A 21571-nucleotide genomic window follows, 5' to 3' on the forward strand; every position below is an offset into this window, starting at 1 on the left:
TCCAGAAGGATTCTCAATATTAAAGACAGATAGAATTGTATATGAAATTTCTAATAGGAGCGGGTAGACTTTTTTTTCAAAAAAAGGCGATGGGACTTGGATTGTTTTCAAAATAATATTTGAAAAAAAATCTTGTAATTGATTTAGAGTAGTTTTGAGTATCATGTTTTTGATTTTTGGGTAAATTAGTAATTGGAAATTGAGTTTTATAATCTGTATCAATTATCAGAAAGCAGTGCTTAACAGATAGTGATTGTGGTATTTTATCTTTTGAGTTTGATTTAATCTGAAGACGAAATCAAATGAAATATTATTCTGTAAAAAAAAATATAATTAGACGGTTAATCTGCTACAGCTGAATAGTTATAGGTTTCTTAATCCAATTTTGATTCGTATTTTTAGGACTAAATCAAAATTCCAATGTGCTTGAAACAGGTAAAACGGCTGTACTTTTAAATTCAGCTTTGATTCGTATTTTTAGGACTAAATCAAAATTCCAATGTGCTTGAAATAAGTAAAAACAGATATACTTTTTAAATTCAGCTTTGATTCAGATTTTGGAACTAAATCAAAACTCCAATGTGCATGAAACAAGTAAAAACAGATATACTTTTTAAAATTCTATTTTGATTTATATCTGGGAACTAAATCAAAATTCCAGTGGTGCCTAAAACAAGTAAAAAACAGATATACTTTTTTATCCTTTTTTGATTCAGATTTGGAAACTAAATCAAAATTTTATCTCAAATGAAATCAATAAAGCTGAAGTGAGCTTTTTTGATTCTATTTTGGCTGTGATTTGGGAGTTTAACCCAAATTTGCTATTTGCTAATTATTAATAATCAACATAAAATCCAAGTCCTTTTTTGTGATATTGATTTTTTTTTAGGAAAAAAAATAATACTATATCATCAAATTGTTTACCAAATTTAATAAGAATGTTTTCATTACAATATCTTTTTCTTTGAAAGGCTGAAATAATCGTTGAATAGTTATGTCTGTAAGAAATTATATTTGAAAAACTGATTATATTTTTAGAATATCGTAAGTAAATTGTTAATTATTTTTGAATAATATAAAAAAGTGTATGAAAAACACGAATAATTCAAAAGTAATCTCTCTGGTAAAATCCTACAAAGCCAAAATATTTAATTTAACACACTATTGATAAAATCAATAAGATTTTTTTTAATTTATATAGTGCTTAAATTATTTGCGTATAATTTGAAATAAAATTCAATAAATAAAAACTCTGATTAACTAATGGTTTTAATAAAAGACAAGATTGTATGAAAAATTTCAAGTTTAAAAGATTTTAATATATTTAGTGAATTAGTTTATTGTTTTTTTTAGCAAATTTTAGATGGACAAATTCTTATTTAGTGATTTTAGTCTTAAGCGTTTAAGAACTTTCTTGTGGTTAAATCAACAGATGACTCTTAAAAAGTTTGTAATTTCAAATGAAAATTTAAGTTTAATATTCTAAACTTTTTTGTAAATTGTAAGTCCTTAATGATTTTGTAAACTGATTTAACTGCAAATCCTTTATTTTAGTATAAATAATTTATTTTCTAAAATTCATTTTATGCGACGGATTTTGGGTATTGCTCTTGTCATTAGTGTTTAAGAAATAATATTTTAACGTATGAAAAATCTAATTTTAATTCGGCATGCAAAATCCAGTTGGGAGGCACCTTTACATGATAAAGACAGACCTCTGACTTCGCAGGGAATGAAAAGTGCGCATTTGGTTTCGTCACATATTAGCAAATTTTTGCCAAAAACATATACTATATGGAGCAGTACTGCTGAGAGGGCAGTAGAAACAGCAATGATTTTTGCTCAAAATATAAATTATCCATTGGAAAGCATTATTTACAAAGATGACTTATATACTTTCGATGAAAGAAAATTAGAAAAGATCATTAAACTTGAAAGCAATGGAAATGATAACATAATAATATTCGGGCATAACGAGGCTATTACGAATTTTGTTAATAAATTTGGTGATGTATACATTGATAATGTACCTACAGCCGGATTTGTTCACATAGAATTCAATAGTGAAAGCTGGGATTCTATTAATAAAGGCAAGACAAAAAAAACAGTATTTCCCCGAGATTTAAAATAAATAAAAAAGTGTTTGAACAAAGATATATTGATAGAGAAAAAAGCTGGTTAGCTTTTAACGCTAGAGTACTTCAAGAAGCTGCAGATGATTCAGTTCCATTATTAGACAGGTTGCGATTTTTAGGGATATTTTCAAATAATCTGGATGAATTTTTTAGAGTTAGATTTGCTGCTATCAGACGATTAAGTCTGAGCGGCATATCTGGAGAAAAATATTTTGGAGGAGTAACTGCACAGCAGTTAATTAAGGATATAACCAAAATTGTTATACAGCAGCAGTCCGAAAGTTTAAGGATACTTAATAATATCGAAGAACGGCTGGAAACTGAAAATATATTTATTATCCATGAAAATGATATAAATAGTGAGCAAGAAGCTTTTTTGAAAGAATTTTTTATACAAAAGTTAAGCCCTGAACTTGTTACGATTATTTTAAATGATTTAGCAGAATTTCCTATTTTGAAAGATTCATTAGGTTATTTGGCTGTAAAACTCGTGATGAAAAAAAATCAGGAAGTACGTTACGCTATTATTGAAATTCCTAAAATGGTTAACCGTTTTGTTGTACTGCCTTCGAGTAATGAAAAGCAATATGTTATTTTAATTGATGATGTCATTAGAATGCATTTGAGCAGTATCTTCAATATTTTTAATTATGAAAGCGTTTCGGCTCATATGATAAAAATAACCAGAGATGCACAATTAGACATTGACAGTGATTTAAGTAAAAGCATGCTGCAGAAAATATCTTCGAGCGTTAAGGACAGAAGGATAGGGGAGCCGGTGCGTTTTATTTATGATCAGGAAATAAGCAGGGATACTCTTAAATTTTTTCTTGACAAAATGAATATTGATTCTACTGATAGTATTATTCCCGGCGGAAGATATCACAACAGGAGAGATTATATGGATTTTCCTAATCTTGGAAGATTTGATTTGTTATATAAAAAAAATGATCCTCTTCCAGTACCTGGACTAAGTCTTGAAGGAAGTATTTTAAGCAAAATTGCTGAGAAAGATTATCTATTGAATGCTCCATATCAATCGTTCTCTTATTTAATTAAATTTTTGCGCGAGGCAGCTTTAGATCCAAAAGTAAGTTCTATAAAAATTACATTATACCGATTGGCAAAAAATTCCCAGATTATCAGCTCATTAATTAACGCTGCTAAAAATGGAAAGAAAGTAATTGTCCAGATCGAATTGCAGGCCCGCTTTGATGAAGCTTCAAATATTTCCTATGCAGAGCAGATGCAGACCGAAGGCATAGAACTTATATTTGGAATAAAAGGGTTAAAAGTTCACAGTAAAGTCTGCGTTATTGAAAGACATGAAAAAAATAAAATCAAAAGGTACGGCTTTATTTCGACTGGAAATTTTAATGAATCTACTGCCAAGATTTATACCGATGTGACACTTTTTACATGTCATTCCCAAATTTTGAAAGACATATCTAAAATATTTGATTTTTTTGATACTAATTATAAAGTGCAGCGTTATAAACATCTTATTGTTTCACCGCAGTACACTAGAAACCGTTTTATCAAATTAATAGACAGGGAAATTGCTCATGCTTTGGCGGGAAGAAAAACGTACATGAAATTAAAAATGAACAGCCTGTCCGACTTAGCTATGATTGATAAATTGTATGAAGCAGGCAATGCCGGAGTAAAAATCCAGTTAGAGGTAAGAGGTATCTGTTCATTAATTCCCGGAATTAAAGGATTGAGTGAAAATATTGAAGCTATCAGTATAGTTGATAACTATTTAGAGCATTCAAGAGTTTATATTTTTGGAAATGCCGGATTTACGGATGTTTATATTTCATCTGCCGATATAATGACCCGAAATATTGACGCTAGGGTAGAAGTAACCTGCCCTATTTATGATCAGGACATAAAAAATGAACTGATTGATAATTTTGATATTGGGTGGAAAGGAAATGTAAAAGCCAGATTTCATTCTTATAAATTGGATAATAAATATAGAGTGAGGGGTGATAATCCAATTTTTAGGGCACAATGGGAAACCTACAAATATTACCAGCGAAAAGCTGAATTGATTGAAGAACTGAAAGAAGATTAAAAAAACGAAACCTACAGAATTAAATCGCATCCTAGAGAATATGATTAAAATTAAAAAATATGCTGCTATTGATATTGGATCGAATGCCATGCGTTTATTGATTGCCAATATTGTAGAAGAAGATGATAAAGACCCGCAGTTTAATAAAAGTTCATTAGTCCGTGTTCCTATCCGTTTGGGTCAGGATGCTTTTACAGTAGGAGAAATTTCTCCTGAGAATATTGACCGAATGGTCGATGCGATGAAAGCTTTCAATTTATTAATGAAAGTACATAAAGTAGAACGTTATATGGCATTTGCTACATCAGCTATGCGTGAGGCTTATAACGCCAAAGAAGTAGTCGCTCTGATAAAAAAGAAGGCAGACATCAAAATAGAAATTATTGACGGCAAAAAAGAAGCGGCGATAATTGCTTCAACCGATTTACATCATTTATTAAAAACAGACGAAACATATCTGTTTGTAGATGTTGGAGGCGGAAGTACCGAATTTACTTTGTTTTCAAATGGTAAAATGGTGAATTCAAGATCATTCAAAGCAGGAACTGTTAGACTGTTGAATGAAATGGTCTGTGATGTTGTCTGGGAAGAAATAGAAAAATGGATTAAGCAGAACACCGCCGATTATGAAGAAGTTACTTTGATAGGATCTGGTGGTAATATCAATAAATTATTTAAAATGTCAGGCAAACTACAGGAAAAACCTTTGTCATACATTTATATAAATTCCCAATATGCTTATTTGAATTCCTTGACTTATGAGCAAAGAATTTCCCAGTTAGGGCTTAATCCAGACAGGGCAGACGTTATTGTTCCGGCTACCCGAATTTATCTAAATGCAATGAAATGGAGTGGAGCAAGACAGATTTATGTTCCAAAAATTGGACTTTCTGATGGTATTGTGAAAGCTATGTATTATGGCAAAATTTAATTGAAAAATAGAACAGAATTAATCTAAGATGATAGAAATTTTTCAATATTTATTTCAATTAAATCCAGAAGAATGTCAGCTGTTAAATAGTTTAATCACTTACAGAAAAATTAAAAAATCAGATTATTTAATTTCTGAAAATCAGGTATGTAATGAAATTGTATTCGTGAAATCCGGAATTATGCGCTCTTTTTTTATCAATTCAAAAGGAGATGAAATAACCAACTGTTTCACTTTTGAGAATGAATTCATGACTGCTTTTTCGAGTTTTATTACACAAAATCCAACAGATGAAAACATTCAGGCGATTACTGACTGCGAATTGGAAGTAATTGATAAAACGGCTGTCGAAAAACTTTTTAGTTCTAGTTTTAGATGGGCTGATATCGGCAGAAAGATTGCCGAAAATGAAGTTGTCAATCTGCATAACCGAATTTCATCACTGCAAAAAAGATCTTCAATAGAAAGATACGAAGCATTGTTTATAAATCATCAGAAGTACATTCAATACATTCCATTGATTTATTTAGCATCGTACTTAGGAGTTTCAACAAGACATTTAAGCAGAATAAGACAGACTGCTGTATTTTAAGACATTTGTCCTGTTTTAAGAAAATTACTTAGAATATTTTTGATAAAAAATAATTTTTATGAAAAATATCCTGATAATAAACGGGCATCCTAATACTGCCAGTTATAATTTTGCTTTAGCGGAATCCTATAAAAACGGCGCTTTGGAAGCAAAAGCAAATATTGAAACCATTGTCATTGCAGACTTAAAGTTCAATCCAAATTTAGCTTACGGATATCAAAAAAGAATAGATTTAGAACCCGATTTAATTAAGGCTTGGGAAAAAATTAAAAAAGCAGATCATTTGGTATGGATTCATCCTGTTTGGTGGGGCGGTCTTCCTGCAATTACCAAAGGCTTTATCGATAGGCTTTTTTTGCCTGGAATGGCTTTTCAATACCGTGAAAATTCTGTTTGGTGGGATAAATTATTGAAAGGAAAAACGGCACATATTATTACTACACTTGATCAGCCGAGCTGGTATTATTATTTATTCAATTCAAAACCAAGTGTCAATCAATTAAAAAAAGCAGTATTAGAATTTTGCGGGGTAAAACCTGTAAAAGTAACTTATGTCGGCATAATTAAAAGCTCTGATGAAAAACAGCGTGAAAAATGGCTGCGTAAAATTTTTCATTTGGGATCACAGCTCAAATAATGTAATAATTTAAAAAGGCTCAAACTAATGTGAGTTTTGAGCCTTTTTATATATTAAGCAGCAACAGGTTTTAATAATAATGTCTTGAGCCATAGCCCGACAAACAAAGCGAAGAGCAGCAATACTGCAAACAAATAAAAAATTGAAATATCAGCAGTCAAGCCTAATAGCAGCGGACCAGCAAATCCAGCCGCAGACCAAGCGGTCAATGTGTAACCAAGTATCTGACCGTATTTTTCAGCACCAAAAATGCTTTTTACAAAAGAAGGCATAGTAGCAAAACCTGCGCCATAACCCGCAATAATAATAAAAGTTAATGTTTGAAACGAAATTTGACTGGTTGAAAAAGTTGGTATTAATGCGAAACAAATTGCATTGATTCCGATAAATAACATAAAAGCTGCCCAACAGCCAATTTTATCTGAAATACTTGACCAAAATAAACGTCCAATTCCATTAAACAAACCTATAATTGCAACAAAAATAGTTGCTTGTGCAGTACTCATCCCTACGACTTCTTCTCCTAAAACAGCCGCTTTTGAGATTATGGCAATGCCGCCGCAAACGTTCAGGAATAATAATAACCAAAGTGCGATAAAACGTCTGTCTGTCACTATTTGTTTTGGAGTTAAATCGATATGTGCATGCTGATTTTCAGCGGTGCTTATTGGATTTGCCAAATATAAAGCACTCAAAAGCATGCAAATTCCATAACCGATTCCTAAAACTGTAAATGCTCCTGAAAGGCCCATTGAAGCATATAAAGGCCCAATTAAAAAAGAAGCCAATAAAGATCCCAATGCAAATGACATAATAATAATTCCCGAAGCCAATCCCGGACGGTCTGGAAACCATTTTACAACTGTATAAACAGGTGCAATATATCCAAATCCCAAACCAATGCCTTGTAAAACTCCGTAAGTAAGGTAAAATAAACTCATAGAATTTATTTTGACCGCTAAGGCACCTCCTAGTAATCCTATAGTTAAAAACAAAGCTGCAATTAATCCTGATTTCATTGGGCCAATTTTTTGGGCAAATTTCCCCATGAAAGCAGCCGTTAATCCTAAGAAACAAATGGCAAGACTGAATCCTGTTTTGGTATCGTGAGCATCCCAGTTTAATTCTTTGGTTAAAGGTTCAATCCATTTGCTGTAAGCGTAAATAGATCCTATGGATAACTGCATAATCATTCCTGCCAATACTATCAAATATTTATTTTTTGACATAATTGTATAATTTTTATTGTAAAAAATTGTCTTGAATTTTTATTTAACTTTTACATTTTTGAAGTACAGCCTGAATATTTCAGCAGCTTTATTTACTTCTTCAGCCGTGTGCGGTTTTGTATCTGCTAACTGATATTCTAAGCCTAATAACTCCCACTTGCTTTTTCCCATTTGATGGAAAGGAATGATTTCTACTTTTTCGATTGTTTTATAAGAAGTAAAATATTGTCCCCATTCATGAAGATATTCCTCCTGATCGCTCCAGCCTGGTACTAAAACGTAGCGCAGCCACATGGGTTTTCCAGTACTTTCTCTATATTCGGCTAATCGGAGAGTTGTTTTGTTTTTTACGCCAGTCAGCTTTTTATGCCATTCTTTATTGATGTGTTTGACATCCAATAGCAGTAAATCGGTTCTTTCAAGTAATTGTTCTGTTTTAGAGTCTAGTACTCTTCCATTAGAATCCAGACAGGTATGAATTCCGTTTTCGTGCAGACGGTCAAAAAAATGAATTAATTTTTCTCTCTGCAGTAAAGGTTCGCCTCCAGAAACTGTAATACCTCCTTTTTTGCCAAAATAAGTTTTTTGATGCAGCGCTTTTTCAACTAGTTCTTCAATAGGCAGAAAAGAACCGCCATGAATATCCAGAGTGTCAGGGTTTTGACAATACAGGCATCTGAACTGGCATCCCTGAACAAAAATGACCATTCGAATTCCAGGGCCGTCATGAGTTCCAAATGTTTCAATAGAATGGATTCGCAGTAGGTCAGGATTATGAGCGTCTATTGAATCGTCTGTATATTGTTGCTGTGGAAAATACATTCTGTAAAAGATTAAAAAAAACCTGCCTAAACTGAACTTGATCAGCTCTTTTTAGACAGGTTAATGTGGTTCAATTTAAATCTATAATTAATTTGGTTAATTTATAAACTTTCGTGAAAAGTTCTGGTAATAACTTCAAGCTGATGTGCTTTAGATAATCGAACGAAGTTTACGGCATATCCAGAAACTCTTATTGTTAACTGAGGGTAATTTTCAGGATGGTTGTAAGCATCAATTAATGTTTCTTTGTTAAGGACATTCACATTCAAGTGATGTGCATTACGGCCGAAGTAACTGTTTAAAATCGTTGTCAGATTATCTACCTGTTCTTCTTTATCGGAACCCAGAGATTTTGGAACCATTGTAAATGTATATGAAATACCATCCTGAGCATCCTGATATTTTAATTTACTCACCGAGTTCAAAGAAGCAATAGCTCCATTTGTATCTCTGCCGTGCATTGGGTTTGCTCCTGGTGCAAAAGCTTCGCCGCCTTTACGTCCGTCTGGTGTTGAACCAGTATTGGAACCATACATCACATTTGATGTAATAGTCAATAAAGACAGGGTAGGAGTTGCATTTTTGTAAGCAGTATGTTTTCTCAATTCAGTAATAAATATAGTAGTGATTTCCTGTGCGATACTGTCTACTCGGTCATCATCATTTCCGAATTTTGGAAAATCTCCTTCGATATTGAAATCTACAGTTAATCCGATGTCGTTTCTAACAGGAGTTACTTTAGCATATTTGATAGCAGATAAGGAATCGGCAATAATTGAAATACCTGCTGCACCATAAGCAATATCAATATTTGGGTCACTATCAATCAAAGCCATCTGTGCTCTTTCATAATAGTATTTGTCATGCATATAATGAATGATATACATTGATTTGGCATAAACTCTTGCTACTTCTGCCAGTGTAGTTTTAAATATGTTCATAACTGAATCATAATCAAGAACACCATCAGCCATTTGAGGGATGTTTTTAATAACAACAGATCCTTTATCTTCCTCGCGTCCGCCGTTTAAAGCCATAAGCAGTGCTTTTGGTAAATTAGCACGAGCTCCAAAATGCTGGATTGTTTTACCAATTTTTTGATACGAAACACAGCATGCAATTCCATAATCATCAGATCCTCTGTTGGTACGCATTAAATCATCATTCTCATACTGAAGAGAAGAAGTGTCGATAGAAACTTTGGCACAAAAATCTTTAAAGCCCTGTGGCAGGCTTTGAGACCAAAGAATAGTCAGGTTTGGTTCAGGAGAAGCTCCTAAGTTATATAATGTCTGTAAGAATCTAAAAGAAGTTTTGGTAACTTTTGTTCTTCCATCGTTAAGCTGTCCGCCGATAGCTTCGGTTACCCAAGTTGGATCTCCTCCAAAAATTTCATCATAGGCACCTGGACGCAAATGGCGCACCAAACGGAGTTTCATAACGAACTGGTCAATAAATTCCTGAGCTTCTTCCTCATTTATTAAACCTGATTTCAAATCATTTTCGATATAAATATCCAAAAATGATGAAACATTACCCAAAGACATTGCAGCGCCGTCTTGTTCTTTTACCGCACTTAAATAAGCTAAATATGTAAATTGAACAGCTTCTTTTGCATTTACAGCAGGTACAGAAATATCAATGCCGTATGAATTGGCCATGATTTTCATATCCTGTAAAGCATTTATCTGCTCCGTGATTTCTTCTCTAAGACGTACTTTATGATCTGTCATTTCACCTGCAACAGCAGTAAAATCCTCTTTCTTAGCTTCGATAAGACGGTCTACGCCATAAAGTGCTACTCTTCTAAAATCACCAATGATTCTTCCTCTTGCATAATTATCAGGCAATCCTGTTAATAAGTGTTTTGAGCGGTATGCTCTAATTTCACTGTCATAAGCACTAAATACTGCTTGATTGTGATCTTTAGCATAATTGAATATTTTAACTACTTCATCAGAAACTGTCAAACCTCTTTCTGCAACTGCAGACTGTACTAATTTGATTCCTCCGAAAGGTTTCATCGCTCTTTTTAATAACTGGTCAGTCTGAAGACCTACAATTACTTCATTTTCTTTATCAATATAACCAGGACCGAATGAGGTAAGATTAGAGATGATATTAGTATCAATAGCTAAACAGCCGTTTTTCTTTCTTTCTTCAAGTAAATTTTCTTTACAAACATCCCATAGCTTATTAGTCTTTTCAGACGGACCGGCTAAGAAACTTTGATCACCTTCATACGGAGAAATATTTTGCAATACAAAATCATAAACATCAATTGCATTATTCCAATTCCCTGTTTTAAAATTTGTTGTTTCAATCGTACTTTTCATTTTATAGAAATTATTTAGTTAACGTGTGTTGATTTATAAAACTGTTTTTATACTAGTAAATTTAAGCAAATTTCAGGCTATTTGGAAGCTGATGTTTATTTTTAGATAATAATTAAAGTATTTACTGCTAACTAGTTATTTGTTTATAAATTTCTTTATTTTGATGACTATTCTTTATAGCTATTACGTTATAGAGAAAACTTATCTGATTATTTTTTAATCAGTTAAAGATTGTTAAATTTTAGATACCTGAATAAATTTATTCTTATGTATGTAAAGAATAACTAATAATATAATGTATAATGATTTTTACAAAATGCTTTCCCTTGATTTTTTTTGTTCTTTAATTATCCAATAACCGTCTGTGATAATTAATCTGACCCAAATGATAAGCTAAATGTGTTGTGAGGTGAATTAATAAATACTCAGCAGAAGTTTTATTTTCGAAAACCAGATAGGGATGTTCATGTTTTAAATCTTCATCTAAAAGCTGATCGAGTGTATTATTAATCATTACAATTGCAGCGTCGATTTGAGCAATGAGCGTGCTTTTCGGAACAAATTTATTAGAAAATTCTAAGTCTCTGTTTCTAATGTAATTTGTATTCCCAATTTGGGCGCCTATATAAGTATTCAGATTACCTATTAAATGCAAACAAAGGTTGCCTCCGGAATTTGATATTAATTTTTCAATGTGCCATATTTTACCCTCATCGGAGTAGGAATCAATTTCTAATTTAAGCCTATTGAGATCCCGATTAAATAATGTTCGTAAAATTTCTATAGTCATTAGGATTGTTTTTTGATATAGTTTTTTAATGAAGAAACAGCCTGATTTTGAATCTGTTTTTGCATGAAACCAGTCCATCCCAATAAAAAACCTTTGAAACCAAAAGCTTGTTTAGACCATTTCCAAATGTCAAAATAATCAGTATGTTTAATAATTAAACCATCATGAAACTGAAATTGTGCATGAACTAGATTGACTATTTTTCGATTTGTTTTACTGAAATTATAAGTAGCAATCCATTTTGCTGTTCCAGCAAATTCATCAGCAGTAATATCAGAAAATTCTATTTTTATGTTTCCTTTGCTTTTTTCCAAAAGCATTTTCCACATTTGGCACGCATCATTTCTTCTCAATATGCCAAAAGCTGGATCTTGAAACTGAATGTCAGGGTGGTAGCATTCACGCATTGTCTGAGCATCAGCATTAGCGAAAGCAGAATAAAATTTATGAATTAATTGTTCGTTGCTATTCATTTTTAATAAAGTTAGAAAGTAAAAATAGTGATTTTTTTACAAAAAAAAAGAGACTGTATAGTAGAACAGCCTCCTTTCATTTGAAAGAATTTAAATTCAGTACCTTTCCTTCTTTAAGTATTATGATGTAATCAATTCAATTCTTCGGTTTTTAGCTCTGCCCGAAGCTGTTTTATTACTGGTAATTTACTGTCGCCAAACCCTAAAGCAGTCAGCCTGATATCAGGTATTCCTTGGGTTATTAAATGGTTTTTTACAATTCTGTCCACTTTTGTTACAGATTTATATTACAAAAAAAACATCGCCGCCTGCATTGTCAGTGTTTCCGCCAATTTGCAGAATTGCTGCATTATGGTTACATATGTAAATGCTAAGTTCTATTGATTAGAATGATTTCTTTTAATTTGGTGTATTATTTATATAATATTCAACAGCAGGTTTGGATCTGGACAATTTTCCAGATAATAAGACAATTTGCTTTTGCTGCAGACACCTGGATAATCTCCAGACTTGCCGTCAATATCTTTTATAATCTGAAAATGAAGATGAGGAGCATAATTTCCATTTACTTCTGAGTTTCCTAGCATAGCTAACTGCTGTCCTTTTGCAAAAAAATCACCTTTTTTAATTGATTTAATACTTTCTATTGTCAAATGACCGTATAAAGTATAAAAAACATAATCCTCTAATTGATGTTCCAGTATAATTGTTGGCCCATAATCGCCAAGATTATTGTTGTTTTGAAAACTATGTACTTTTCCATCCAATGCTGCCAATACAGAAGTTCCATCTTCAATCCACAAATCCATACCAATGTGAATATTACGTTCTTCAGTTGTTAAATCATTAAAAACAGTACTTCTTTTGTACAAATTGCGAACTTCATTATAACCTCCATAAGCAGCTTTGGCATTATTACTTATTAAAATTTGGTTAATATATTCTTGAAGCTCAAAGGCATTTGATACATTCAATTGATCTAGATCAGTATTGGATGGAGACAGATCTAAAGGCGTATACTGAGAGTAGGGGATTGAGCTGTCAATTACTTTAATGTCTTTTAAATCTAAAAATAATGTTTCTAAGGATTTCATTGCAAAATGTAATAAGTTGGAATAAAAAATCCCAACCTGTTAGATTGGGATTAAAATATAATTTTTGATTTTAATATAAAGAAGGAAATTTTGAAGGATTAGCTTCGTTCATCATTTCATATACCTTTTCATAAATATCTTCAGCAGAAGGTTTTGAAAAATAATCACCATCTGTTCCGTAGGCTGGTCTGTGAGCTTTGGCAGTCAAAGTCTGCGGTTTACTGTCAAGATGAATATAAGCATTTTGATCTTCAATTATCTGCTGTAGAATAAATGCAGCGGCTCCTCCTGGCACATCTTCATCAATTATTAATAAGCGATTTGTTTTTTCAATACTTTTTACAATGTCATGATTAATATCAAATGGAAGTAGTGACTGCAGGTCGATAATCTCACAGTCAATTCCTGCTTCGAACAATTCTTTGGTAGCCTGCTCAACTAATCGCAGAGTTGAACCATAAGAAACAAGCGTTATATCAGTTCCAGTTCTTAAAGTTTCAACAACACCTATTGGAGTTTTGAATTCACCGTAATTTAAAGGAGCTTTTTCTTTTAAACGATAACCATTCAAGCATTCGATTACTAATGCAGGCTCATCGCTTTCTAATAATGAATTATAAAAACCGGCAGCCTGCGTCATGTTTCTTGGAACCAATACATGAATTCCTCTGACAGCGTTTATTATCATTCCCATTGGAGAACCAGAATGCCAGATACCTTCTAAACGATGACCGCGGGTACGGATAATCAAAGGAGCTTTTTGTCTGCCTACCGTTCTGTATTGCAATGTTGCTAAATCATCGCTCATAATCTGAATAGCATACAGCAGGTAATCCAAATATTGAATTTCGGCAATAGGGCGTAAACCTCTCAATGCCATTCCAATTCCTTGTCCTACAATTGTAGCTTCACGGATTCCAGTGTCGGCAACACGTAATTCTCCGTATTTTTCCTGCATGCCTTCAAGTCCTTGGTTTACATCGCCAATATTGCCGGCATCTTCACCAAAAATCAATGCTTCAGGATATTTTGAAAATAGAGCGTCAAAATTATCTCTCAAAATCATTCTTCCGTCAGTATCTGCAGCAGCATTACTTGGATATTCAGGTAAAACTTTTTTTACCGAAAACACATTTTTGTCTGATTCCGAAAGTAAATGACTGCTAAACTTTGGCTGTGTTGTATTGATATAATTAGTAATCCAATTTGATAATTCTGCTTTGTCACTTTTATTTATGATTAAACGAAGTGATTTTCGGGCAATTATCATTATTTCCTTTTTTAAAGGGGATTTAATATTTTTTAAATTCGATATGTTTTTTAGAATTTCGTCCTTTTTTGCGCAAACTTCTGAAGCTCTTTCTAAAATCGCAATTAATTCATTTTTCTCTTCAATAATAGGGTTTATAAAAGCATTCCAAGCTGTTTTTTTACCTTCAAAAACTTCTTTTTTTGCATCCAGATCAATGGCATCCAGCTCTTCAGGAGAAGCAATATTGATGGCAATCATCCATAATTTCATCTGGCGGATACAGTCAAATTCTTTTTCCCATGCTAATCGGGAGGCACTTTTATATCTTTCGTGCGAGCCAGAACTTGAATGTCCTTGAGGCTGTGTTAATTGATTTACGTGGATTAAAACCGGAACATGGCTTTCACGTGCTATTTCGGTAGCTTTTTCATAAGTTGCAATCAGGTCTACATAATCCCAGCCTTTAACGGTTAATATTTCAAAACCATTGGTGCCTTCTTCTTTTTGGTATCCTTTTAATATTTCAGAGATATTTTCTTTAGTAGTCTGATGTTTTGCATGTACCGAAATACCGTATTCATCATCCCAGATACTCATTACCATTGGCACCTGAAGTACGCCGGCAGCGTTTATGGTTTCAAAAAAAAGGCCTTCTGATGTACTGGCGTTTCCTATAGTTCCCCAAGCGATTTCTTTTCCTTCTATAGAGAATTGGTCTGCATTAGGAATATTAGGCACGTTTCTATAAATTTTTGAAGCTTGTGCCAGTCCAAGCAGTCTTGGCATTTGTCCAGCAGTCGGAGAAATATCTGCGCTGGAATTTTTTTGCTCCGTTAGGTTTTTCCAAGATCCGTCTTCATTTAAGCTGTGAGTTACAAAATGTCCTCCCATTTGCCTTCCTGCAGACATTGGTTCCAAATCAATATCTGTATGTCCATATAAACCGGCAAAAAACTGTTCAATAGTTAATTCACCAATTGCCATCATAAAAGTCTGATCACGATAATAACCAGAACGGAAATCACCATTTTTAAAGCATTTTGCCATGGCTAGCTGCGGTACTTCTTTGCCATCTCCAAAAATACCAAACTTGGCTTTTCCAGTTAATACTTCTTTACGCCCTAATAAACTGCATTCCCGGCTTATAATGGCGACTTTATAATCATTTAATACTTCAGTTTTGAAATCTTCAAATGTTAAACCAATATCGACTTTTTCTGTAATCATAATTAAGAAGTATAACTTTAATGCGGCAAATTTAATTAAAACTATCTAGATAGCATTGTGCAATTCTGTATTTTTATATTTTTTTGGCAAATAATTTTTAGTAAAACGAATGTATTTTTATTAAAAAAATAATTTTAACTAAATTTTTCAAACAATAATTCAATATTTTAAAGTTTTTATTTTGAATTAAAACCATTTTCGGGTAAAAAGATTAATTAATGATTTTGGGTTAAAAATGAAGATAAAACGTATTTTCTCTCCATAATTTTTTTCTGACAGTTCAAATCCGTTTGAAGAATATACAGGAAAATACAATTCGAAGTAATCCTGAACTAAATTTAACCGAATACCGCTGTCATAAAGAAACGTATTTGAAGCCCCTTTATTTTTTATAAAACCAAAATCTGCATATGCATCAACCCAGTTCCATAGTATAGAATAACTCAGATTCGCCGTTGTCAGCCATTGATCAGCTTCAGACGGATTTAAAAATGATTTAAAACCTCCCTGAGCATGGATATACTGCTGACTTAAGATTCCAGTTATATCAGACCTTGCATAGACGGCATAATCAAACATATAATCGTTTACTCGTGATACACCAAAATTATAGTTTTGAGTATTGTTGCTATTATATAAAAAGGTTCCTGCAAAAACTCTGGCATTAAAATATCGGTTGTCATTAAACAATTTACGATATTCCATTTCAGCCGATACTTTACCAAAATAACTCGAAAATTGAGCATCTGTAAAGAATCTTACATGACTTGTAACCTCGGTTTTTATATTAAAGTATTTAATGTTAAAGATAGAATAGTTATCAGTACTGTCGGTTACAATTGCTGATGGCTCCTTATAAATGATATTATATTTCATCATTAAAGCCTGTTTCCTATTATCACGATAGTTTGGCTGTCTTAAAAAAAAGGATAAGCTTGGATATAATTTCAAATAAGCCGCATCTGATGCATAATGGAAATAAGAACCGTTTAAAGAGTATCGAATGTTGTAGAGATTTCTATCCCTTAAATATTGATTGTATGCAAAGGTGTAGCTGCCAACAATTGATTTGGTATTAATGGAATACATCGGATTTAAAATAAACATAAACGGTTTATCAAAAAAGCTGTAATTATAAAAACTTACTCCTGGGGCAAAACCATCATATTTATTATAAAACAGCGTAGGCACATAAAATAATTGGGAGTAATGCGGGTCTTCTAAATCTTGAAAAAAAGTCATTTTTAAAGGACGGTTCAGCGAAAGAGCATTCAGCGATTTCCAATTGTTTCTCAAATTGAATTCGGGAACTTCATTTTTATAATTTAGAGCTAATTTGTCGATACTTTTTCTTTCTAAAGTTATCTGCTTGTCAATTTCACTAATTTCAAGCCATTTTTTAAAAATAACCTGTTTATCTCTAATTCCAAATATTGGCATTGGAACCAATGGAAATCCTTTGTTCTTTACAGTAAACGTTACACTGTCTTTAGTTTTAGAAACGGCATCAAATTTATAATCAATGATTTCTCTGCTGTCAATTATATGATTAAAAAACCAATCGATATCTTTTGGAGTTTTTGATTTCAAAAGCTCCTCAAAATCCGTTCTGTCTGTTTGTTTATCTTTATTGAGACTGTAAAAATCTTTAATTCCTGATAAAACTATTTTGCTGCCAAGATAATCGTCAAGATACTGCATGCTCAATCCGGCTTTGTATTTATTTGCAATTTGAACATTGTATTTTATCAATGTATTTTTTGAAGCATTAAGAGGCTGGTCAAGGTTTTTTCTGGCCATCAGCATGTAATAATAGCTGTACTGCTCATTAAAATCAGTTTGTGCCATCTTAAAACCTCTGAGTAAAAAATATTTTGAGGCAGATCCCATCATTTTGCTTTTAGGATGATATTTATCGATATAATTCATCATCGTAAAGATTTGGATTCCGTCATAAATCCAGTTGTATTTTCTCGAATCTAACCGCATGCTGGTTTTTAGATAGTTATTCATGAAGGTTTTTAAAAACTTAATTTCAAATAAAAAGTCTTCGTGAAAAGGGCGCATGAATTTTGGCAGCTGATTTAAGCCGTAAAAAGGATTTTTTTCATAATCGGCCTGAGATATAATTATTTTATCAAATGGATATTCTCCAATCTGATTCTTGGCAAAATCAGCAGTTCTTTCAATGATTTTTTTCTTTAATGAGTCGTTAAGCCTTCCAGATCGAATATTTGTAAAAACTTCAAGACCGTTAACTTTAAAATTAGTGTAACTGGACTCCTTTTCTATAATGAGATCAACATCATTGATGTTTTTGCCTGTTAATCGAATGTTAGTTTCCTTATCAGTCTGTGCTGATTGTTCAACAGCTAAATTAGTAGTAACTGCATTTTTTCCGCTGATTTTTAAATCAATATCAAAATCTGAAACAGCGTTGGCAATGTCATCAAGATTTTCGTTGCTGTATTTTACAAACTGTTTGTTCTCATATCGGGCAGGCGTAAGAAACCAATTTTTGAGATGCATGCCATATTTTTCAAAATAACCATAACCAGTAAATTTATCGCTGGGAATTTTGGAAACATACGTAAGATGTAATTTAATTTTTTGATTTGGAAGTAATTTTTTGTCCAGAAGTATAGTAATATAATCAGGATTTTTTTCAGTTCTTTCCCATGTAAAAAAGTTTTTATCAGCATCTTCAATAATTAAATTGATAGTCCCGCCAAGCTCTTCAGTAGAAGCCATGTGAAATTTATTGTAAAACTCATCCGAAAAACGTTTTCCCAAAGGACTTTTTTTGTTCGAAAAGGCATTATTCCAGTCATTCAGTACAATTGAAGACAAAGTATCATTAGATTGATTGTAAAAAGTAATTTCCTGATTAATTGATACTGTTTTATAATCCATATTCACCACCGCAGCTATCTTTGACTGATGCTGGGCATATTGTTTTTGAGCTGTCAACAAAACAATAAGGAATAAAATAATTTTACAGTAAGTTTTCAATTTGGAGCTGTATAAGTTTACGAAGGCATAAAGCTAATACAATTTACAAATTTTTAGGAAAAGTTCAGTATTAAGCGGGTGAAATGCGCTGAAAGACGTTAAAATGAAAAACCCGACGCATTCTTTGAAGATGGGGCGGGTTTTTGAATTAGAAATTAGGACTTAAATCGTATTTTTTGTAGAATTTATTGATGACATCAACTACTTCATCTTCAGTGTCGACAATCTTAAATAAGTTCAAATCATCGGGGCTTATTGTATGTTCTCTTTCAAGTAAAACTTCTTTAATCCAATCGATTAAACCTGACCAAAATGAACTTCCAACCAATATAATCGGGAATTTGCCAATTTTTTTGGTTTGAATTAAAGTAATTGCTTCAAACAATTCGTCCAATGTTCCAAAACCTCCCGGCATTACTACAAAACCTTGTGAATATTTTACAAACATTACTTTTCTGACAAAGAAATAATCGAAATTCAGGTTTTTATCTCTGTCAATATAAGGATTAAAATGCTGTTCAAAAGGTAATTCGATATTCAAACCTACTGAAGTTCCTCCGCCTAAGTGAGCACCTTTGTTACCCGCTTCCATAATTCCTGGACCGCCTCCGGTAATTACACCATAGCCTGCTTTACTAATTTTGAAAGCAATTTTCTCAGCTAGCTGATAATAATGGTCTTCAGGTTTTATTCTTGCCGAACCAAAAATTGTAACACAGGGACCAATACGTCCCATAGCATCATATCCGTTAACAAATTCGGACATGATTTTAAAGATTCCCCAACTATCATTGGATCTAATCTCATTCCATGTTTTTTGTTTAAGACTATCTTGAATTACTTTGTCTTCGTCATTGTCGAAATCTTCTAGTTTCATATGTGTTTAGTGTTAATTTTTAGGAGCTATTTACTTCGTCAGTCCCGCTATCCGTTACAATCTTTTATTTTGTTAAAGGAATAAAATAAAAGGATTTTCACTGCTATCGAGGCTAGGGGTAGCTCTTTTTAAGAAGGAATTTATTTAAACTAAGATAACTTTTTTTTCAAAAACTGCGCAGTATAGCTTTTCTTATTTTTAGCAACTTCTTCTGGAGTTCCTTTAGCAATAAGAGTTTTCCACCTTCAGGTCCAGTATTTATAATATAATCAGCTAGTTTGGTTTGATATTTTAAATAAAATAAATTAATTCAGTTTTATTGTTTGCGAACCTGTGTATTGAAATAATTGAAATCCTAAAGCATTAATTTCACTATGTTCCATTTCAATTCCATCAGGTAATAAATTATTTAATCTATTGAAAGCATTCGGAGCATCAATATTTGGAGATGGTTTATTAGATTGTTTATTGCAATAACAGCATCTTTTATGTTCAAAGGAATTTATGAAAGTTTCAATTGAAGCAACAGTTTTTATCAGTTTTAATGTTTTAAGCATTTGAGAAATGGCTCCAGAAAGCACTTCTTCAAATGCATTTTCATCAACTATTTTTCTGTTTTTTAATTCATTCAAAAGAAAAAATGATTTATTTTCTGTGTAAACTATTGCATCACATCTGCTTTTTCCTTGCTTAAATTTATGTGATAAACTTGTTAAAAAAGTATCGTAATCAATAATAGCTATCTCTAAATCATTTGGATTGGAGTATTTGGCTGTCCCTGAATCTTTAGCAAATGAGATTGTCAAAACGGTATTTACATCTTCTAATTCAAAATAGGATGAACTGGTATCTTGACGAATATTTAAACTAGAAATTGGTAATTTATGGAATGAAGTAAAATCATTTTTTAGCAAACTATCCATAATTATCCTAATTTTTCATATTCGTTATAAATATCGTTTATAGTATCTGATAAAGGATTTGTGTTTACCAATCGCTCATTTTGTGCCATTAAATTTATCAATCCACCATCAGCAACTTGATATACTGCTAATTCATCATAATTATATTTTGCTTCATCAACATTTTTATCAAATTTTTTTATAAGTAGATTTAGATAGTTTACAATGTATGGACTGTGAGTAGAAAGTAATAATTCAACGGGATTTGTGTTAGTAATAAAACAATTTTCTACCAAATTATCCATTAATTTACATTGAGCATCTGGAAATAAACTCAATTCAGGTTCTTCAATGTGGATGTATATTTTTTTATTTATATCGCTCAAATTTTTTACCGCTTTGAATTTTGTTAAACTATCCGTAGAAGATAAATATTTCAAGACAGAACCGTTAAAAGCATCTTCAAATTTAAAATTCTTTGCAAAAAATTCTGAAATTAAAAGGATCGGTACAGAAGTTTGTGTTCCCGATGAACTATTTTTAAATTCTATATCAAACTTTTCATTATTATCGGATTCTATTCTATAATTTTTTCCTAAATCACTTTTTTTTACAGAAAATTTCAAACCTAAATGGTTTAATTCAATATTCTTAATTGCATCAGAAGCTAAATTAAAATCTCTAAAAACTTCGTGAAAATAGAAACCTAAATTACCACCTGTTAATGAAGCTCCTATATTGGCCCACAAAGCAATAATATTTCTTGTTTCGGTAATGAAACTAATTTTATTAAAAGAGATATATGATTCATTTATTGTTTGATTTGAAAAATACAAAGTGTTTTGATGGAATTTTATTTCATAATTTATTCTCTTATCAAAAGTAGTTTTATATATTATCTCAGTGTTTGGTTTTATAAATTCTTTAATTCCACTACTTTCAAAATAGGAATATATGTCAAATTCAAAAGGAGAATTAACGTTGCTTTTTATAAGGTATGAATGTATATTTTGCATTTTATAAATCCATCGAAACAAGGAAATCACTTTCATCAAAGTACTTTTTCCGCTGCCTGATTCTCCAATGAAAACGGTAAAAGGTTTTATTTCTTCAATAGAAATATCTTTTAAAGGGCCAAGATTTTTTATGACAATAGATTCTTTCATTTTAATCTGTTTTAAA

At 31.9% G+C, this 21571-nt stretch carries 17 protein-coding genes; 5 read left to right on the forward strand and 12 right to left on the reverse strand.

Translation table 11 applies throughout. From position 1 onward, the window contains the following. Positions 1 to 1645 precede the first annotated feature (1645 nt). The 5 genes from IRZ80_RS05465 to IRZ80_RS05485 are packed head-to-tail and all read left to right on the forward strand — an operon-like array spanning position 1646 to position 6375. Positions 1646 to 2131, forward strand: a complete 486-nt coding sequence (locus IRZ80_RS05465; RefSeq protein ID WP_194640555.1) for a SixA phosphatase family protein — start codon at positions 1646 to 1648, stop codon at positions 2129 to 2131. Positions 2132 to 2139: 8 nt separating this feature from the next. After that, positions 2140 to 4215: a polyphosphate kinase 1 gene (gene ppk1 / locus IRZ80_RS05470; protein ID WP_194640556.1), complete on the forward strand. Its 2076-nt coding sequence runs from the start codon at positions 2140 to 2142 to the stop codon at positions 4213 to 4215. 40 nt (positions 4216 to 4255) lie between these two features. Further along, positions 4256 to 5146, forward strand: a complete 891-nt coding sequence (locus tag IRZ80_RS05475) for a Ppx/GppA phosphatase family protein (RefSeq protein WP_194640557.1) — start codon at positions 4256 to 4258, stop codon at positions 5144 to 5146. A gap of 28 nt (positions 5147 to 5174) precedes the next feature. Beyond that, the gene (locus IRZ80_RS05480) at positions 5175 to 5738 is read left to right on the forward strand and encodes a Crp/Fnr family transcriptional regulator (RefSeq protein WP_194640558.1); all 564 of its coding nucleotides are present in this window, start codon (positions 5175 to 5177) and stop codon (positions 5736 to 5738) included. A gap of 58 nt (positions 5739 to 5796) precedes the next feature. Then, entirely contained in the window at positions 5797 to 6375 is a 579-nt protein-coding gene (locus IRZ80_RS05485; RefSeq protein WP_194640559.1) for an NAD(P)H-dependent oxidoreductase, read from the forward strand. 53 nt (positions 6376 to 6428) lie between these two features. Here the strand turns inward: IRZ80_RS05485 and IRZ80_RS05490 are convergent, their stop codons facing one another. From IRZ80_RS05490 to IRZ80_RS05545, 12 genes are all read right to left on the reverse strand, one after another. Next, the gene (locus tag IRZ80_RS05490; protein ID WP_194640560.1) at positions 6429 to 7604 is read right to left on the reverse strand and encodes an OFA family MFS transporter; all 1176 of its coding nucleotides are present in this window, start codon (positions 7602 to 7604) and stop codon (positions 6429 to 6431) included. A 39-nt stretch (positions 7605 to 7643) separates the two neighbouring features. Further along, entirely contained in the window at positions 7644 to 8426 is a 783-nt protein-coding gene (pflA, locus tag IRZ80_RS05495; RefSeq protein WP_194640561.1) for a pyruvate formate-lyase-activating protein, read from the reverse strand. Positions 8427 to 8527: 101 nt separating this feature from the next. After that, positions 8528 to 10762, reverse strand: coding sequence for a formate C-acetyltransferase (gene pflB, locus IRZ80_RS05500; protein ID WP_194640562.1), 2235 nt, complete (start codon positions 10760 to 10762; stop codon positions 8528 to 8530). A gap of 343 nt (positions 10763 to 11105) precedes the next feature. Continuing rightward, a complete protein-coding gene (locus tag IRZ80_RS05505; protein WP_194640563.1) occupies positions 11106 to 11552 on the reverse strand; it encodes a DinB family protein in 447 nt (148 codons plus the stop codon). Next, a complete protein-coding gene (locus IRZ80_RS05510; protein WP_194640564.1) occupies positions 11552 to 12025 on the reverse strand; it encodes a nuclear transport factor 2 family protein in 474 nt (157 codons plus the stop codon). Before IRZ80_RS05510 ends, IRZ80_RS05505 begins: the two co-directional genes overlap by 1 nt. Before the next feature lie 131 nt (positions 12026 to 12156). Further along, positions 12157 to 12294 carry a hypothetical protein gene (locus IRZ80_RS05515; protein WP_194640565.1) on the reverse strand — a complete coding sequence of 46 codons (138 nt, stop codon included), beginning with the start codon at positions 12292 to 12294 and terminating at the stop codon, positions 12157 to 12159. A 147-nt stretch (positions 12295 to 12441) separates the two neighbouring features. Beyond that, positions 12442 to 13119 carry a peptidoglycan DD-metalloendopeptidase family protein gene (locus IRZ80_RS05520; RefSeq protein WP_194640566.1) on the reverse strand — a complete coding sequence of 226 codons (678 nt, stop codon included), beginning with the start codon at positions 13117 to 13119 and terminating at the stop codon, positions 12442 to 12444. 70 nt (positions 13120 to 13189) lie between these two features. After that, positions 13190 to 15598, reverse strand: coding sequence for a thiamine pyrophosphate-dependent enzyme (locus IRZ80_RS05525; RefSeq protein ID WP_194640567.1), 2409 nt, complete (start codon positions 15596 to 15598; stop codon positions 13190 to 13192). Between the two features lie 186 nt (positions 15599 to 15784). Continuing rightward, on the reverse strand, positions 15785 to 18610 hold the full coding sequence (locus tag IRZ80_RS05530) for an aminopeptidase (RefSeq protein ID WP_317174732.1): 2826 nt from the start codon (positions 18608 to 18610) through the stop codon (positions 15785 to 15787). A 148-nt stretch (positions 18611 to 18758) separates the two neighbouring features. Then, positions 18759 to 19487 carry a TIGR00730 family Rossman fold protein gene (locus tag IRZ80_RS05535; RefSeq protein WP_194640568.1) on the reverse strand — a complete coding sequence of 243 codons (729 nt, stop codon included), beginning with the start codon at positions 19485 to 19487 and terminating at the stop codon, positions 18759 to 18761. 305 nt (positions 19488 to 19792) lie between these two features. Further along, positions 19793 to 20410 (reverse strand): hypothetical protein, encoded by a 618-nt coding sequence (locus tag IRZ80_RS05540; protein WP_194640569.1) that lies wholly within the window; start codon positions 20408 to 20410, stop codon positions 19793 to 19795. A 2-nt stretch (positions 20411 to 20412) separates the two neighbouring features. Next, entirely contained in the window at positions 20413 to 21555 is a 1143-nt protein-coding gene (locus IRZ80_RS05545) for an AAA family ATPase (protein WP_194640570.1), read from the reverse strand. Positions 21556 to 21571: the final 16 nt, after the last annotated feature.

The sequence above is a fragment of the Flavobacterium sp. HJJ genome (assembly GCF_015351475.1).
GTDB lineage: Bacteria > Bacteroidota > Bacteroidia > Flavobacteriales > Flavobacteriaceae > Flavobacterium > Flavobacterium marginilacus.

Coding starts and splice junctions, on each gene's coding strand:
- IRZ80_RS05545 (WP_194640570.1), bottom strand. CDS start 21,555: ATGAAAGAATCTATTGTCATAAAAAATCTTGGCCCTTTAAAAGATATT.
- pflA (WP_194640561.1), bottom strand. CDS start 8,426: ATGTATTTTCCACAGCAACAATATACAGACGATTCAATAGACGCTCAT.
- IRZ80_RS05480 (WP_194640558.1), top strand. CDS start 5,175: ATGATAGAAATTTTTCAATATTTATTTCAATTAAATCCAGAAGAATGT.
- IRZ80_RS05535 (WP_194640568.1), bottom strand. CDS start 19,487: ATGAAACTAGAAGATTTCGACAATGACGAAGACAAAGTAATTCAAGAT.
- IRZ80_RS05540 (WP_194640569.1), bottom strand. CDS start 20,410: ATGGATAGTTTGCTAAAAAATGATTTTACTTCATTCCATAAATTACCA.
- IRZ80_RS05465 (WP_194640555.1), top strand. CDS start 1,646: ATGAAAAATCTAATTTTAATTCGGCATGCAAAATCCAGTTGGGAGGCA.
- IRZ80_RS05525 (WP_194640567.1), bottom strand. CDS start 15,598: ATGATTACAGAAAAAGTCGATATTGGTTTAACATTTGAAGATTTCAAA.
- pflB (WP_194640562.1), bottom strand. CDS start 10,762: ATGAAAAGTACGATTGAAACAACAAATTTTAAAACAGGGAATTGGAAT.
- IRZ80_RS05505 (WP_194640563.1), bottom strand. CDS start 11,552: ATGACTATAGAAATTTTACGAACATTATTTAATCGGGATCTCAATAGG.
- IRZ80_RS05485 (WP_194640559.1), top strand. CDS start 5,797: ATGAAAAATATCCTGATAATAAACGGGCATCCTAATACTGCCAGTTAT.
- IRZ80_RS05510 (WP_194640564.1), bottom strand. CDS start 12,025: ATGAATAGCAACGAACAATTAATTCATAAATTTTATTCTGCTTTCGCT.
- IRZ80_RS05490 (WP_194640560.1), bottom strand. CDS start 7,604: ATGTCAAAAAATAAATATTTGATAGTATTGGCAGGAATGATTATGCAG.
- IRZ80_RS05475 (WP_194640557.1), top strand. CDS start 4,256: ATGATTAAAATTAAAAAATATGCTGCTATTGATATTGGATCGAATGCC.
- IRZ80_RS05520 (WP_194640566.1), bottom strand. CDS start 13,119: ATGAAATCCTTAGAAACATTATTTTTAGATTTAAAAGACATTAAAGTA.